Source organism: Shewanella sp. S23-S33 (assembly GCF_043359565.1).
Lineage (GTDB): Bacteria > Pseudomonadota > Gammaproteobacteria > Enterobacterales > Shewanellaceae > Shewanella > Shewanella oncorhynchi.
The window spans coordinates 148699-165313 of record NZ_JBHFFD010000012.1 but is presented as its reverse complement, the minus strand read 5'-3'; the positions used below and the strand labels follow the sequence as shown (position 1 = coordinate 165313).

General features: G+C 46.8%; 11 protein-coding genes, 1 pseudogene and 1 riboswitch. Of the genes and pseudogenes, 4 read left to right on the top strand and 8 right to left on the bottom strand.

What is annotated here, in order from left to right; translation table 11 throughout:
* Positions 1–189: 189 nt before the first annotated feature.
* Positions 190–490 (bottom strand): annotated as a pseudogene (locus tag ACHA99_RS03335) (transposase); the annotation flags it as partial.
* Positions 491–697: 207 nt separating this feature from the next.
* Here ACHA99_RS03335 and ACHA99_RS03330 point away from each other — a divergent pair.
* A complete protein-coding gene (locus ACHA99_RS03330; protein WP_393941034.1) occupies positions 698–2152 on the top strand; it encodes a diguanylate cyclase in 1455 nt (484 codons plus the stop codon).
* A gap of 440 nt (positions 2153–2592) precedes the next feature.
* On the top strand, positions 2593–4686 hold the full coding sequence (fusA, locus tag ACHA99_RS03325; RefSeq protein WP_105251504.1) for an elongation factor G: 2094 nt from the start codon (positions 2593–2595) through the stop codon (positions 4684–4686).
* Between the two features lie 161 nt (positions 4687–4847).
* Here fusA and ACHA99_RS03320 read toward each other — a convergent pair whose 3' ends face one another.
* Positions 4848–5735 carry a LysR family transcriptional regulator gene (locus ACHA99_RS03320; RefSeq protein WP_105251505.1) on the bottom strand — a complete coding sequence of 296 codons (888 nt, stop codon included), beginning with the start codon at positions 5733–5735 and terminating at the stop codon, positions 4848–4850.
* A 93-nt stretch (positions 5736–5828) separates the two neighbouring features.
* On the opposite strand from ACHA99_RS03320, the gene ACHA99_RS03315 reads away from it, so the two are divergent.
* Positions 5829–5981, top strand: a complete 153-nt coding sequence (locus tag ACHA99_RS03315; protein WP_081729124.1) for a hypothetical protein — start codon at positions 5829–5831, stop codon at positions 5979–5981.
* Between the two features lie 268 nt (positions 5982–6249).
* Here the strand turns inward: ACHA99_RS03315 and ACHA99_RS03310 are convergent, their stop codons facing one another.
* The 6 genes from ACHA99_RS03310 to ACHA99_RS03285 form a co-directional block, all read right to left on the bottom strand.
* Entirely contained in the window at positions 6250–6681 is a 432-nt protein-coding gene (locus ACHA99_RS03310) for a nitrate reductase cytochrome c-type subunit (protein ID WP_028761791.1), read from the bottom strand.
* Entirely contained in the window at positions 6678–9173 is a 2496-nt protein-coding gene (gene napA / locus ACHA99_RS03305) for a nitrate reductase catalytic subunit NapA (RefSeq protein ID WP_393941030.1), read from the bottom strand. Before napA ends, ACHA99_RS03310 begins: the two co-directional genes overlap by 4 nt.
* On the bottom strand, positions 9170–9439 hold the full coding sequence (locus tag ACHA99_RS03300; protein ID WP_393941028.1) for a chaperone NapD: 270 nt from the start codon (positions 9437–9439) through the stop codon (positions 9170–9172). The genes napA and ACHA99_RS03300 overlap by 4 nt, the downstream gene beginning before the upstream one ends.
* A 438-nt stretch (positions 9440–9877) precedes the next feature.
* Positions 9878–11056, bottom strand: a complete 1179-nt coding sequence (locus ACHA99_RS03295; protein WP_393941026.1) for a lipocalin-like domain-containing protein — start codon at positions 11054–11056, stop codon at positions 9878–9880.
* Positions 11056–13710, bottom strand: coding sequence for an FtsX-like permease family protein (locus ACHA99_RS03290; protein ID WP_393941024.1), 2655 nt, complete (start codon positions 13708–13710; stop codon positions 11056–11058). The genes ACHA99_RS03295 and ACHA99_RS03290 overlap by 1 nt, the downstream gene beginning before the upstream one ends.
* Positions 13700–14374 carry an ABC transporter ATP-binding protein gene (locus tag ACHA99_RS03285; protein ID WP_393941022.1) on the bottom strand — a complete coding sequence of 225 codons (675 nt, stop codon included), beginning with the start codon at positions 14372–14374 and terminating at the stop codon, positions 13700–13702. The genes ACHA99_RS03290 and ACHA99_RS03285 overlap by 11 nt, the downstream gene beginning before the upstream one ends.
* Before the next feature lie 447 nt (positions 14375–14821).
* Positions 14822–14951: riboswitch (glycine riboswitch) on the top strand.
* 250 nt (positions 14952–15201) lie between these two features.
* On the opposite strand from ACHA99_RS03285, the gene ACHA99_RS03280 reads away from it, so the two are divergent.
* Positions 15202–16560, top strand: a complete 1359-nt coding sequence (locus ACHA99_RS03280) for a sodium:alanine symporter family protein (RefSeq protein ID WP_105251512.1) — start codon at positions 15202–15204, stop codon at positions 16558–16560.
* The last annotated feature ends 55 nt before the right edge of the window (positions 16561–16615 follow it).

Here is a 16615-nt window from a genome sequence, read left to right as displayed (position 1 = left end):
CTCATTGAGATGTAACGAAGCCAGCTGAATAAGCTGGCTTTTTTGCGTCCGCAATTTGTTAAATCCAGCCTAGTGTCTATTCAATTAGTCTGTTTTCCTCCTATTTTTCTCTCGATAATCCCTTTTTACCTTCCACGACACCAATAATTGCACCATTTGGCTTTATATCAATTCTATTAATATCCGCTACAACTGTTCTATCAGATTCAGTTCCGGAGAATAAGGCGGCAGCTTTATCTCAGATTATAAAATCTTCTGCCATCTTTGTTTGATGCCACCCGCACAGTCCATCATGATCACGGTATGGCGGCCAAAGAACGTAGCTACAGAAGTTAAGGCGAGGTGCAGCTGCATATAATCGCAGTTTGCAAAAGGCGCTATGATGGCTTTGGATGGCGAGTAAGGGTGGTTATTTAGGATAGCCCTGATGATGAAACAAGCGATAAATATTGGCTTTTTAAAATGTGATACCAAACTCAGATTGAGTGAATTTAGGACTGAGTGAACTTAGCAACGTTCTTTCCCATCAACTGATCACCTTATGAAGATAAGTTTTGCTGATGTACGAAGGCGTTAAGACACAATGGACAAACGAGCGTTTCGTATAAGCAATGATGGGAATTGGTATTGTGTGGTTTTCACGTATACACTTTTTTTACATTCCCCATCTAGCATCAGCTTTTAGGTTGAAATTTCAATGGAATTGCGTGGCTTATTGAGGTTATTGTCGCTATTGCTGTGTATGCCATTACTGGTGAATGCTGATCGTTTCATGGTGTCTAGTACTAAACTTGCGGATCAAGATGTTAGCGCCAAGTCTGCTGTGATAGTCCGTTATTGCGTTGATCCTGATTGGTTGCCCTATGAAGGAATACGAGAAGGTAAGCATCTGGGGATTTCATCGGACTATATTCGTCATGTTGAGTCACATTCTTCCCTTAAGTTTCAGCTAGTGCCGACATCTTCTTGGACCGAAACTTTATCTTTTTTGCAAAGTGGTCAGTGCGATTTAACCCCTATGTTGAATAAAACGCTAATACGCGAGACTTATCTGCACTTCAGTGATGTCTATTTCCGCTCACCAAATGTGCTTGTTTCACTTAAAGAACAGCCTTTTCTGCAAGGATTGGAGAATATCAATACGCGTATTTTAGCCGTGCCCAAAGGTTATCGTTTAGCCGAGTATATTCAGCATTATTATCCTCAGATAGAAATGCTTACTGTTGCCAGTGAACCTGCGGGATTGCAGTCGGTTCTGGATAAACGTGCAGATCTGTTTGTTGGGTCAATGTTTTCGGTTAACGCTTACATTCAACAAATGGGATTTGAACATTTAAAAATTGCGGGTTGGGGCGGGCCGGAAGATGAGTTACGGATGGGGGTTGCTTATGGTCAAGAGTCCTTGTTACCTGTGATAAATAAAGCCTTAAACACTGTGAGTGAGCAAGAGCGGATCACGATTTATCAGAAGTGGAATAATGTGACTGTGATAGATGAGACTAACTATTCGCTTGTGTATCAAATTATCTGCGCGACGTGTCTGTTGCTCCTAATATTTGGGGCGAGAACTTACTTTATGAGTCAATATAATCGAAGACTAACCGATAAGAATAAGCAGTTGGAAACTTTACGCGAACAGCTTGAAGCGTCAAATGCCGAACTCGAATTTTTATCTACCCACGACCCTTTAACTAAATTGTATAACCGACATTACTTTAATCGCTTTTTTATTAATAACGAGCAGCATGATAAATCTGCTGGGGCAGGCATGTGCCTTGTAATGATTGATATCGACTACTTTAAAGAGATTAATGACACGCTAGGGCATAACGTCGGTGATCGGATCCTTGAGCAAGTGTCACAGGTATTACAGCACTGTGTGCGTGATTCTGATGTGGTCGCACGTTGGGGTGGCGAAGAATTTGTTATCCTCTGCCAACAGTCATCATTGCCATTAGTTGAAAGCTTGTGTGTGCGGATTGCGCAGAGGATTAACAATTATCAATTTACTGACAATGTTCACTTAACTTGTAGTTTTGGTGTCGCTAAGCTCGCAGAAAACGAACCTATACAATTATGTTTTGAGCGGGCAGATCGAGCCCTTTATCGTGCTAAAGCACAAGGGCGTAATCAAATGTGCATCGACACGTAAGGGTTTACTCAAGACTGATTTGTGGTTATTTGGGTAAAAGACTGTGATTGAAGTGAGTCGCGGATGTGATCTCTATTTTGGAGATAGGTATAACATGATTGTTCTAGCATCCATGCTTGCAGGTTAATGTTTGATGTTTGTACTGACGATATGATAGAAATCCCTTGAAAATCGCTTTATCCCATTAAAATGAGGTTTATTTAAGGTTTTTTATTGATTGAGTGAAAAATAAGCTAAAGTGTTTTACTTATCTGTTTTAGTTCGTGTTTATGGCTATTTACCTAAATTATTACGCGACTTTATCGTGAAAAAGTACTCTAGCCATTTGCGCCGAGCAGGGTTCCAATTTACAATATGCGCCTAAAATAATCTGATGTGCGGTGTGTCGGTGTTTGTCGCATACTCCGTCTACTTCTTAAACTACTCATTAAAGTTGAATCATGACCGAATTATCCAAATACAGAAACATTGGTATCTTCGCTCACGTTGACGCGGGTAAAACCACGACCACCGAGCGTATCCTTAAGCTAACCGGTAAAATCCATAAAATCGGTGAAGTTCACGATGGTGAATCTACCACTGACTTCATGGTACAGGAAGCTGAGCGCGGTATTACTATTCAGTCCGCTGCTGTAAGTTGCTTCTGGAAAGATCACCGTTTCAACGTTATCGACACCCCAGGACACGTTGACTTCACCGTTGAAGTTTATCGTTCTCTGAAAGTGCTTGATGGCGGTATCGGTGTATTCTGTGGTTCAGGCGGTGTTGAGCCTCAATCAGAAACTAACTGGCGCTATGCGAACGAATCTGAAGTTGCGCGTATTATCTTCGTAAACAAGTTAGACCGTATGGGTGCTGACTTCTTACGCGTTGTTAAGCAAACTAAAGACGTATTAGCTGCAACTCCACTGGTTATGGTTCTGCCAATCGGTGTTGAAGACGAATTCACTGGTGTTGTTGACCTATTAACTCGTAAAGCATACGTGTGGGATGATTCTGGTATTCCAGAAAACTTTGAAGTATTAGACGTTCCTGCTGATATGGTTGACATGGTTGAAGAATACCGTGAAATGCTGATCGAAACTGCAGTTGAACAAGACGATGCAGTGATGGAAGCTTACATGGAAGGCGAAGAGCCATCTATCGAAGACATCAAGCGTTGTATTCGTACTGGTACTCGCAAACTAGCATTCTTCCCAACATACTGTGGTTCTGCGTTCAAGAACAAAGGTATGCAACTGGTTCTTGATGCTGTTGTTGATTATTTACCAGCACCAGACGAAGTTGATCCACAACCATTGACTGACGAAGAAGGCAACGAAACTGGCGAATTCGCTATCGTTTCTGCTGATGAGCCATTAAAAGCGTTAGCGTTCAAAATCATGGATGACCGTTTCGGTGCCCTGACTTTCGTACGTATCTACTCAGGCCGTCTGAAGAAGGGTGATACCATCCTGAACAGCGCGACTGGCAAAACTGAACGTATCGGCCGTATGTGTGAAATGTACGCTGATGACCGTATTGAAATTGAATCAGCTCAAGCTGGCGACATTATCGCTATCGTGGGTATGAAGAACGTTCAAACTGGTCACACTTTATGTGACGTGAAACACCCAGTTACCTTAGAAGCTATGGTGTTCCCAGAGCCAGTTATCTCTATCGCAGTAGCGCCAAAAGATAAAGGCGGTTCTGAGAAAATGGGTATCGCTATCGGTAAGATGATCGCTGAAGATCCATCATTCCGCGTAGAAACTGACGAAGATTCAGGTGAAACCATCCTTAAAGGTATGGGCGAACTTCACTTAGATATCAAAGTAGACATTCTGAAGCGTACTTATGGTGTTGAATTGATCGTAGGTGAGCCACAAGTTGCTTACCGTGAAACCATTACTCAAATGGTTGAAGATCAATACACTCACAAGAAACAATCAGGTGGTTCTGGTCAATTCGGTAAGATCGAATATATCATCCGCCCAGGTGAGCCAAACACTGGTTTCGTGTTCAAATCTTCAGTTGTTGGTGGTAGCGTTCCGAAGGAATTCTGGCCAGCAGTTGAGAAAGGTTTCGCGAGCATGATGAACACAGGTACTATCGCTGGCTTCCCAGTGTTAGACGTTGAGTTCGAATTAACTGACGGTGCATTCCACGCAGTTGACTCATCAGCAATCGCGTTCGAAATCGCTGCTAAAGGCGCTTTCCGTCAATCTATCGCTAAAGCTAAACCACAACTTCTTGAGCCAATCATGAAAGTTGACGTGTTCAGCCCAGATGACAACGTGGGTGACGTGATCGGTGACTTAAACCGTCGTCGCGGCATGATCAAAGACCAAGTTGCTGGTGTAACAGGTGTTCGCGTTAAAGCTGACGTACCGTTATCAGAAATGTTCGGTTATATCGGTACTTTACGTACAATGACTTCTGGTCGTGGTCAGTTCTCTATGGAGTTCTCACACTACAGCCAATGTCCAGCTAGCGTAGCTGAGAAAGTTGTTGCTCAAGTTAAAGAACGTAAGGCTGCTGAAGCTAAGAAGTAATTCTTAACTTACCTTAGCTAATAAAAACCGCTGTCGGCCCCTAGGCTCGCAGCGGTTTTTTTATGGGAGAGATCCAACTGTAATCACCCGCTACGGCTGACGAAGTTTCGTATCCCGTTGTTTAAAATAATGTGATTGGTATTAGTTCTTGCTTTATCTTCTCAGCGTTCAGTTTTTTGTTTACTCAATTCGAGCAAGGCCTTGGCTGCCGGTGTTAAAGGTAAACTTTGGCGCCAAATAAGCGCCAGATCCCATGTCATTGCGGGCTGCATAGGTTTAAAGACCAGTTTGCTGGTGCTTAATCGATTGCAGATAGGCTCAGGTAAAATAGCGACGCCCATATCGGCTTCGACCATGGCGGCGAGGAAATCCCACTGGCCGCTGCGAAAGGCAATATTGAGTTGAACACCTGCTTTGCGACTGAGGCGATTAATCAGTTTAGCGAGGGAGAAGTCTTCGTTATAGAGGATAAAAGGATAGGGCTGGAAGTCCTGCCATTTTAAGTGGTCTTTCTCGGCTAAGGGATGTCCTTCAGGCAGGCATGCGAGTAAAGGGTACTTAGTTAGGGGTTGGTTGACGAGTTCTGTCTCATGGGTCGTGGGGAGCGCGGTAAAGGCGATATCGAGACTGTTATTGAGCAATGCTTGTTCGCAGCCGAATCCACCGTACTCATACATGTGTAGTTCAACTCCCGGATAACGCTTACGATAGCTAGTGAGCAAACCAATAATAAGACTGCTCATCATAGGACATACACCCAGTCGCAACCGCCCCGATTTAAGACCGCTAAGGTTACTCATGTCCTCCTGCAGCCTATGCCATTGGCCGAGGATTTCCCGTGCACTATGCTCAAAGAGCTGACCAGCTTGAGTTAACTCAACCTTTTGGTTATTCCGGATCAGCAAGGTTTCACCAAGGCTTTCTTCAAGTCTCTGGATTATTTTGCTTAGTGTCGGCTGGGTGATAAAACATTTCTGCGCGGCGCGGGTAAAGTTTTCAGTTTCCACTAAGGTCAGAAAACACTGTAAGGTCTTGATTGGGATGTTCATGCTCAAATGGAATCCATATTATGGAATTTATTCATTTTACTAATGATAGCCTAAGTATTACTTTGACCTTGTTAACAAAACAGGGGAATACCGATGAAATCAAGTTCAAGTCTGTGGGTAGGTGCTTTGTGGCAGGCGGCTATGCCTGTGGCAAAAGATGTGCAAAACGCTAAAGCGGCGCAAGTAACTAAAACGGCTCCAGCGGGTGATTTGCATAAAGCAAAACAACAAGTAAACCCAGCCTAGGCTGGGTTTTTACTTTTCTGTGTTTTAGATTCTGCTCTTATTTTTATTTCCCTCGATTCTCACTTTGCCTTTTTAACTTCTGCTCAATCCCTTCCTTGGTGAAAGTACTGTTCAGCAACGGACGCTGAACCAGCGATAGACGTTTAGTCTTATATTTACTTGAATACTCATTACTGGCTCTAAGCTAACTCATTAGGATTGGATGCTTAAATAGCAAAAAAGCCACCCTAATCAATTCGGGTGGCTTTGCTCTGCAGGGGAGTGTGGTTTACTGGACGGAGAATTGATTCTCGACGAGTGGTTGCTTGTTTTCGGCCTGAGCGACATGGCATTGAGTACAGGCATAGTTATGTCCGTTAACTGTGCCTTTATCATCAATCACGTGGGACTTAGCTACTGGCGTGGCTTTCATGCGTTTTGCCTTGTCCCAACTATGGCAGCTTAAACAGCCATTTTTATCTAAGGTGATCTTGTAATCGTCCTTATGTGGGATGAGCGGGGGTTGCTCGCTAAAACTGCGCTCAATGGCGGTGCCGCGACTAGGATAAATCGCCATGGCATCGGCTGGGCGAATGTCGGTGATCGCCATGTTTCCTGCGAGGGATTGAATATTAACTGGTGCTACGTTGGTGTCGGTTTGCTGACCTGAACAGCCGGTAATGGCGACGAGTAACGCAGTTAAGGTGAGTATTTTTCTCATTGGTTATTCTCCGCCTTGAAGACTTTCACTGGGCATTTTTTAAAGTCAGTTTCTTTTGACAGGGGATCGGTCGCATCCAATATCAGTTTGTTGACTAACTGGCGCGCATCGAAGAAAGGCATAAATACTACGCCGCGTGGCGGTTTGTTACGGCCTTTGGTTTCAACTCGGGTTTTCACTTCACCGCGCGGTGAGGCCACTATGACTTCGTCACCACGTTGTACGCCGCGAGCTTTCGCATCTTCTGGATGCATAAAAATCTGCGCGTCGGGGTAGGCACGGTAAAGCTCTGGTACGCGGGCTGTCATCGAGCCTGTGTGCCAATGCTCCAGCACGCGGCCAGTCGACATCCATAAATCGTATTCTTCATTCGGCTCTTCGGCGGCGGGCTCATAGGGCAGGGCGAAAATCACCGCTTTGCCATCTGGCTTGCCATAGAATTTAAAGCCTTCACGCGCTTTGACATAAGGATCGCTCCCCTCAACGAAACGACGCAGCGTTTCTTTGCCATTAACGACTGGCCAGCGTAGGCCGCGGGTTTCATGGTAACGGTCAAAGTCGGCTAAATCATGGCCATGGCCACGACCGAAAGCTGCATATTCTTCGAAAATACCTTTTTGCAGGTAGAAACCGAAGTGTTCGCTCTCATCGTTTAATTCGGCTTTGCAATCGGAAATTGGGAACTTGTCGATCACGCCATTGGCAAATAGCACTTCATATAAGGTTTTATCCGCGTATTCCGGTTGTTTGGCTATCAGTTCGGCTGGCCAGACTTCGGAGACTTTGAATCGTTTCGAAAATTCGACTAGTTGCCACAGATCTGAGGTTGCGCCTTCTGGGGCTTTTACTTGCTGATGCCACATATGAGTACGGCGCTCGGCGTTGCCGTAAGCTCCTTCTTTCTCGACCCACATTGCCGTTGGCAAAATTAAATCTGCCGCCATGGCTGTGATGGTTGGATAAGGATCTGAAACCACGATAAAGTTTTCTGGGTTACGAAAGCCAGGGTAAATCTCATCGTTGATGTTAGGGCCTGCCTGCATATTGTTGGTACACATGGTCCAGTAACAGTTGAGCTTGCCATCTTTGAGCATACGGCTCTGGAGTACGGCATGGTAGCCAGGTTTTGCGGGAATGGTCCCTTCAGGCACTTGCCATAGCTTTTCGGTAATGGCGCGGTGCTTGTCGTTAGTGACTTCCATATCGGCGGGTAAACGGTGGGCGAAAGTACCGACTTCACGTGCAGTCCCACAAGCCGAAGGTTGACCTGTTAACGAGAATGGACTGTTACCTGGAGTGGCAATTTTGCCCGTGAGTAAGTGGATGTTGTAAAGCATGTTGTTCGCCCACACACCGCGAACGTGTTGGTTAATGCCCATGGTCCACAGACTCATGACTTTAACGTTAGGGTCGGCATAAGCTTTGGCTAAAATCTCCAGCTTCTCTGGTTCGACGCCACTCATCTTGGCGGCATATTCCAGCGTATAAGTGCTGACAAACTTGGCATACTCGTCAAAGCTAATGGGCGTGGATTTACCATTGCCTGGATTTTTAGCTTTTTTCTCTAATGGATGTTCTGGACGCAGGCCATAGCCGATATCGTCAACGCCTAAGGCAAACTTAGTGTGTTTGGTAACAAAGTCGGTATTAACGGCTTTATTTTCAATAATGTAATTGGCGATATAGTTGAGGATCACTAAGTCCGACTGTGGGCGGAACACCATAGGGTTATCGGCTAAATCGAAGCTGCGGTTCTCAAAGGTCGACAGCACATGCACTCGGCACGTTGGACTGCTTAAACGTCTATCGGATATTCGTGCCCACAGAATTGGGTGCATCTCCGCCATGTTTGCGCCCCAGAGCACAAACTGATCGGCGGCTTCTAAATCGTCATAACAACCCATGGGCTCATCGATACCGAAGGTGCGCATAAAGCCGCCTACGGCTGAGGCCATGCAGTGGCGCGCATTAGGATCTATATTGTTGGTAAGGAAGCCTGCTTTATGAAGTTTAGAGGCGGCATAACCTTCCCAAATAGTCCATTGACCAGAGCCAAACATACCTACCGACGTCGGGCCTTTGGTGGCGAGACTGTGTTTCCATTTCGCGGCCATAGTATCGAAGGCCACATCCCAGCTGACTGGGGTGAACTCACCTTCTTTATGGTATTTGCCGTCTTTCATCCGCAGCAATGGCGTGGTTAATCTGTCCTTGCCGTACATGATTTTTGATAGGAAATAACCTTTAATACAGTTAAGGCCACGGTTGACTGGACTTTCAGGATCGCCCTTAGTGGCGACCACTTTGCCCGCTTGGGTGCCCACTAATACGCTACACCCCACACCGCAGAAACGGCAGGGAGCTTTATCCCACTTGATACTGTCAGCTTGTTCGGCGGCTTCGACCATCTTAATGGGAAGTGTGACGCCAACGGCCGTCGCAGCGGCAACCGCTGCGTTGGCCTTGAGAAACTCGCGGCGGCTTATGCTCATAATCTTTCCTCACTTTCTTGTTCTAAAGGTGCGACTTGGTGGTAAATCAAACTGGCAGATAACACACCGGACAGGGCATTGATGGCTTCAATATTGTCAAGAATCGCTCTTTGGCTACTCCCTTCTAGGGTGACGACCAATTTTCCTTCGGGTGTAATTGCATGAATATCGGTACCCACTAATGCGAGGATATTGGCTTCAACCTGCTGTAAGGCTTTAGGCGTGGCATGCACCACAAGGCTGGTGACGTGGTATTCCTGACTCATATGGGATGACCTGTAGTAGCGTAAACTCGGTTACTTAAGATTAAAAAGGAGGGTAACCGAGTGCTGATACTGGCGAGTCTAGACCTGATAAAAAATGTGGGTATACCTCACAAGAGGTATTGAAAGCGATAGTCGATCCGGATCAAAGTTTTGCGAGTGATCTAACTCCCAGTTTGATATTTAAGCGCTTAGCACTGTCGTCACTAGGGCATAGTGATGAGTACATTTATGAAGAATACTATTGTGCATATCTGGAACCCGTGAACATTAACGGAAGCACAAGTGTGTAGATAGGAATCCTATACTTTTTACCAATTACAGGTGTTTATAAAATTTCTGGGTAAGAGCAATAGCTGACGTGCATGCTTGCGAAATCCTGCGATAGAACATATTTAGGAATAATTAGTTATATTCACATTGTTTAGTATATATAAGACGTTAATAGCCCGTTAGCTCCATATAACCCGTACCTGTATGGCTGCCAGAGAGTTGCACTGGGCCTTCCCAGTAGGGCGTTGATAATGGCATAGCGCTATTGGGATTGAGCGGGGTGATAGTGAGATCGATATTTTCGCTGGGGATTTTGACTTGCCAGCTAACGGGATAGTCGCCATTGACTGTGTGTTGCCATTTAAGAGGCGTCATCTGAATATCATTGGGATTGTCAGTGGAATTGATGTTGCGCCCAGTGCCATCGGCAAACATTCTTCTGGCGCTATAAAATGCTGAGATAGGTGCATTCTTTGCGGACTCTGCCGGAGACTGATCCCGTAGCTGAAACAACATCAGCGTCGAGTCATCGTTTAACCTGAGCGCGAACCAATCCCAGCCTTGTTGCGTTTTAGTGAGAAATTGCGAGCTCCATTCTCTGTCGAGCCAGCCTTGGCCTGTGACTCGCTCCATTTTGCCATTGCGGTTGATTTCACCTGAAATTTCAATAAAGGGTTGGCTGTAATAGTAAGAGGCCACTTGGCCATCGCGACTTTTAAGGCTATAGCCGTTAACGCCTTGGTATTGCAGTGGCGCTTGGCTATTCAGCTGAAGTCGATAGCTAAAATCAGGATTCTCCACCGTTAAGGTCGCGGGAAAGAGTGCATTGGTTTCGCTCTGCCAGTGCCAGTTATCGAGGCGGATTTGATAGGGATCTAAATTCACCTCGGCAAACTCGCTATGGCGGCGTGACCACTTTTCGTGGGCCAAGTGAGCATTACTCGAGGTTAATGCACTGTGGGCTAAATAAAGCTGCTGAGTCTCCCAAGTGGATTCACTTTTGGGCGTTGCATCTGTTACTTGCGGAGCAGGGGGGTTAAGGGCGACTCTAAACTGCGTCCACTGAGCGCCGAGTTGCTCACCTGTTTCTGTCGTTAAATTCGCGGTCAGATACCACCATTCCTGGCGAAAACTGTTATGTGCCAAGTGATCCCGCGGAAATTCAAATCTATAGCCGGGAACAACAGGCGTAAAGCCCGAATCATCTTGATTAGCAGAGGTTGTGCCTACAACATTGGCCATGGATTTAGATTGAGTGCTTTGCGTTGATGGCGTTTTATCACAGCCGCCGATAAGCATTAACCCAACTACTGCCCATACAATACTGTTTAGATTGAGTGTTTTCATCACAGTGTCTCCTGCTGCAGACTGGCGACCAGTGGTTTACGGGTTTGCCAATACAGCGGTAAGAGTACGGCTAAGGTGCAGGTAGTTAAGGCAATCAGTATTGCATGGCCGTAAGCTTGCCAATCCCAAATCATTTTTATCGTCCAGCCAAAGGCTTGCAAGGTGATCTTATTAATAAGCAGGTAACCTAACAGCGCGCCCGTTGGCATAGCGAGCAGGCAAGTGATCAGCACCACAATTAGCATTTGCATAAACACCATGCCGCGCAGAGCATTACGACTGACGCCGAGGGAATACAGCCGTGCCAGTGGCGCTTGCCTTGCCTGAGTCAACATTAAGCAGGCACTAAAGAGGCCGATCGCAGCGACAATCAAGGTTAAACTATTCAGCACTAAGGTAATGGAAAAAGTGCGTTTAAACATAGCGATAGCTTGGGTTTTAATCTTAGTTTGGCTGTAGATTTGCGCTTGGGATAAACCTAACTCAGTCGCCAGTTGGACTTGTAGTTGATCAAGCTGCGCTTCACTTATCCTACTGCCTTGCTCTTTACCGTGAAAACTTGCCGCTAAACTCACCGGCAGTACAGGCAACTGGGCCCGTTGCCAAAGTGGCTGGCTGATAATGACCTCGTTTCGGGTATTGCCGTGGTCATAATAAATGCCGCCAATAATGGCTTTGCTGTTACCTGTTTTCTCAAGCACATCCAATGACACAGTATCACCAAGCTGTAATTGGTATTTGATGGCTAGAGGTTCGCTCACCAATACAACGGGTGCATTAAAGTAGGATTGCCACAATGTGGGCAGGCTTTCCTTAAGCGCACTGGTGTGCCGAGTCGAAAATTCATCGCGGCTAAGTAGGCTAATTGGAATCGTCTGCTCGCTCGGATTATCCGTCGAAACTGGCAGTGAAAGCAGGGCTTCAATTTGCCACTGCTGATAAAGACCGCTGACTCTTGGATCGTGCATCAATTGGGTTTGAATCGTGTCGATACGCTGGCTCGGTGGGCGGATATAGAGATCGGCATGCAGGCGAGTTTCTAGCCAAGTTCGCAGGGTTTGCTCGAAGCTACCCACTAGGGTGTTCATCGACACATTGGCACTGAGCGCCAGTAAGATCGCCATCATTGCAAGGGAAAGCGGTGCAATAAGCTCACGGGTTTCGGCGAGCAGATATTGCCATAATCCAGGACGTGCCAAGGGCATTAACGCACTGACGCCCCAATGCAATAATTGCGGCAACAATAAGGGAATAGCGATAGCGACGATACCGAGCAACACTAAGCTGATGTTATAGCTTTGACTGAAGGGAAACAGCAACGCCGCTAAGGTCAATAAGCCACAGGCTAAGGCAAATTGAATGCTATGGGTTTTGCGGTGTGCCTGCATTTGTAGATAACGATTCGCCCCTTGCGCAAGCGCTTGGCGCGTAAGATCTAAATACAAGGGCAAGCAAGCGGCGAGCGCGGCAATTAAGGTGAGGACAATTGCCTCAAAAAGCCAAGTCCATTGCCAAATACCGGGGAGCAAGTGGGCGCCATACATTTGCTCTAAGGTCATGGCGACCATAGGTTGCAGCCAGTGGCTGAGTTGCAAACCACTGATAAAGCCCAGACTTGAACCTATGACAACCAACAAAATCAACTCGAACATCAGTGCCGTCATCAAGGCGCGGCGCTCTATTCCCTGTTGCAATAACTGCACTAACAGTTTTTGCCGTTTCATTAGGCTGTAGCGCACACCGTTATAGGCGATAAAGAGGCCGACAACGAAGGCTAACATGCTCATAGCATTAAGATTAAGGTGAAAACTGCGGGTCAATGCTATCAGTGCTTGGCCTTGATCCTGTTGGCTAAAGCTGGCCTTTTGGGGCGTAATCCCTAAAGCGTCGAGTTGGGATTTTAGTTTAGGTAGGTTTTCTCGCTCACTGAACATGGCGATATAGCTCAATCTGCCTTGCATGTTTAGTAATCGCTGGGCGAGGGACATATCGGCCAAGATGGCGCTGCCGAGACCAAAACTGTCATCAATTGCAATGACATCTAAGGTGCTATTTTCTAAAACAAGTTTACCTTCTGGTGCCACTTTGGCAGCTAGGCTGCGGCTCATGATTACTGTGGCTGCGCCGCTGAGGAGATCGGCAAGCGGTAAGTCATTCATCTGTGGCGAGGTGGCTGATTGTGTGTCGGTCGAGGCGTTACTTCTCGATTTTTGTAGTGTTAATGCAGCGATCAAATCGCTGCCTTCCAGTTGCCAGAACTGACCGTTTTTACTGGAGATTTTGCCACTTACGACGGCGAGACTCTGACTTAATCCGGCTCGTCTCAAGGCGAAATAGACGGACTCATCTAAAGTGTTTTGTCCAAGGGGCGGCGTGAGTAGCACATCGGCGCGTTGGCTCAAAAGCTCAGTCGCCTCGCTATAGCTGCGCACGGCATTGTCGTTGGTTGCTTTAACCCCAATCAGCAGAGTGACAGCTAAGGCGATACCGAGCAGAATGGCACCTGCTTGTATGGGCGCATGGCGATAATGGGCGATAAACACTTTTAGGCTGAGCCACGTCAGCCTAAGCCAAGTTGACTTTAGCCCAGTCTGTTTAAGTTCTGTTTGCTTAAGCGCTGTGGGAGTCGCCTTAGTGAGCGGTTTATTGTTCATAGATAGCGACTGCACCTTTGGATAAGTGCCAACGTTTTTGCATAAAGGCGGCGCATTCTTCGCTGTGGGTGACCATCAAGATACTGGTTTGGCTTTCCCGTGCCAGTTCACACAGTAATGCCATGACTTGCTTACCCGATACATCATCTAAGTTACCCGTAGGTTCGTCGGCCAGCAGTAACGTCGGTTTATGGGCTAAGGCGCGGGCGATGGCGACGCGCTGTTGTTGACCGCCCGACAGGGCTTCAACTTGGCGGTGAAGTAGTGGCATCAGCCCAAGTTTTTCAACCAGATAGTCACACCAAGGCGACCATGGCTGCGCGGTTAAACTTAAGGAGAAGGCGATATTGTCTTTCACGTTGAGTGGCGTGAGTAAGTTAAATTGCTGAAACACGACACCTAAGGAATTACGTCTGAAACGGCTCCAATCTTTGTCTTGCCAAGTTGAGGTGGACGCTTGTTCTAGCAAGATTTCACCCGAGTCTGGCGTTTCAAAGCCGGCGATCAGGTTGAGTAAGGTGCTTTTGCCGCTGCCGCTGGGACCTGTAAGCGCCACGGTTTCACCTCTGTGGATCTGTAGATTGACCGCTTGCAGCACTTGATGATATTGCTCACCATCGCGAAAGCCTTTGGTGACTTGGTTAAGCTTAGCGACGTCGGCCATTGAGCAACTCCTTTATATCCATTGGCGGCGGGTGTGGTAAGCAGTGTTTCAAACTGCGGCGGCAACTTACTTAGTGGCCGCAATTTAGCATTGCCATTCTATGTTCAAGGTAAAGCATTTTCTATTCAGATAGATACTGATTTTTCTTGTAATAGGATCATTCACGGGGTAACAAAACATAAATCGTCATTTGGTGTAAAAATAGTCAACTGGATTAAATCCTCTGCGAACTGTGAGCAAACGGCTTGAGCTGACGTCGCATTTGTTGCATTCTGTGCGTCCTGTTAGCTTGGGAGTAAATCTCAATCTAGCAATCCGTTCGGATGAAGGTAGCAGGAGAGTGGGGAATTGACCCCACACCGACGAGGCAACTTTGGTTTTACAGAAGCGAGTCTTCTTATAAAAACAAAGCACTCTTTCAGGTGCCGATAGGCGTGGACTGTTACTGGACGAGCCTCTGGAGAGACTACCAGTTGCACTCATTGTGCAATCAGGTGGCGCCGAAGGCGAAAGTGTCGTGGTGTTATTGTATAACCTGCGACGCGAAACGCTCAGGCAAAAGGACAGAGGAGAGGATGACTGCACAGTCCCTGTCGTTTGTCGTCGTGGGCTATTTTTACTCTTTTGCTTGAGATGGAGCACTTTTACTCTTATTGAAAGCACTCGTGTAGAGCTCTCGCTTGCTACGCTTTTAGCGTTCAGCTTAGGCGATTCTCGGCCGAGATTAGGTCAAAATAGTTCGCTATAGCGTCCGACTGCGGCGCGTCACAGCCATTTCTTTTCCTCCTCCGTTTATTAATTTTGTTGTTTAATATTCGAGGAATATCATGAGTTTTCAAGCTTTACTTGCCAGTATTAATGGCATCGTCTGGGGCCCAATTACCCTTTGTTTGCTGGTGGGTACAGGGGTTTACCTCACTGTGCGTCTCAAGCTTATCCAAGTATTTCGTCTGCCGATGGCGATGGGATTGTTGTTTAAACCCGCCAAAGGTCATGGGGATTTATCTTCCTTTGCCGCGCTTTGTACTGCGCTGTCCGCCACTATCGGTACCGGTAATATTGTTGGCGTGGCGACGGCAATAAAAATGGGTGGCCCTGGGGCGTTATTTTGGATGTGGCTGGCGGCATTTTTCGGCATGGCGACTAAATATGCTGAATGTATGTTGGCGGTAAAGTACCGTACCACCGATGCTCGTGGGCAGATTGCGGGTGGCCCTATGTATTATATCGAGCGCGGCCTTGGTCTGCCTTGGATGGCGAAATTGTTCGCTCTCTTTGGGGTTGGTGTGGCCTTTTTCGGTATCGGTACTTTTGCACAGGTTAACGCCATCAGCGATGCACTGACGATTGCCTTTGAGGTGCCGACTTGGTTGACTGCAACTGTGTTGACTGTGTTAGTTGCCGCAGTCACTTTGGGTGGCGTAAAGCGCATTTCAAATGTGGCGCAAAAACTTGTGCCTGCGATGTCGATTGGTTATGTGCTGGCCTGCGTGTGGATCTTAGTCGGTTTCTCCGAGCAGATTTTACCCGCCTTAGCTTTAGTGATTGAATCTGCCTTTACGCCACTCTCAGCTGCGGGGGGCTTTTTAGGGGCGACAGTCGCGCAGGCGATTCAAATCGGTATTGCCCGCGGTGTGTTCTCGAACGAATCTGGCCTTGGTAGTGCGCCGATTGCCGCCGCTGCCGCGAAGACCAATGAACCCGTTGAGCAAGGTCTCGTCAGTATGACGGGTACTTTCTTCGATACCATTATCATTTGCACTATGACGGGGTTAGTGCTGATCATCACTGGGGTATGGAGTGGTGAGACGGCAGGTGCTGCGATGACGAGTGCTGCTTTTGCTCTGGGAGGCTCAGCGCTTGTGGGTCAGTATTTGGTGACGATTGCGCTAGTGTGTTTTGCGTTTACAACGATTTTGGGCTGGCATTATTATGGTGAACGCTGTTGGTATTACTTAGTCGGTGAGCGCGGATTACGCATGTATCAAGTGGTGTTTTTGGTACTGATTGCGGGTGGTGCTTTTATCAAACTGGATGTGATTTGGTTGTTGGCCGATACGGTTAATGGTTTGATGGCTATCCCTAACTTGATCGCCATTGTGGGCTTGAGGCATATCATTATCGCCGAAACCCAAAGCTATTTTGCTCGTATCTTACCTAATCAAACCTTAGAGACGGCTTATTAGTGTTTTTAAAACAATAAATTACTTCACATTATTTTAACTTTGACATTGTCGCCAC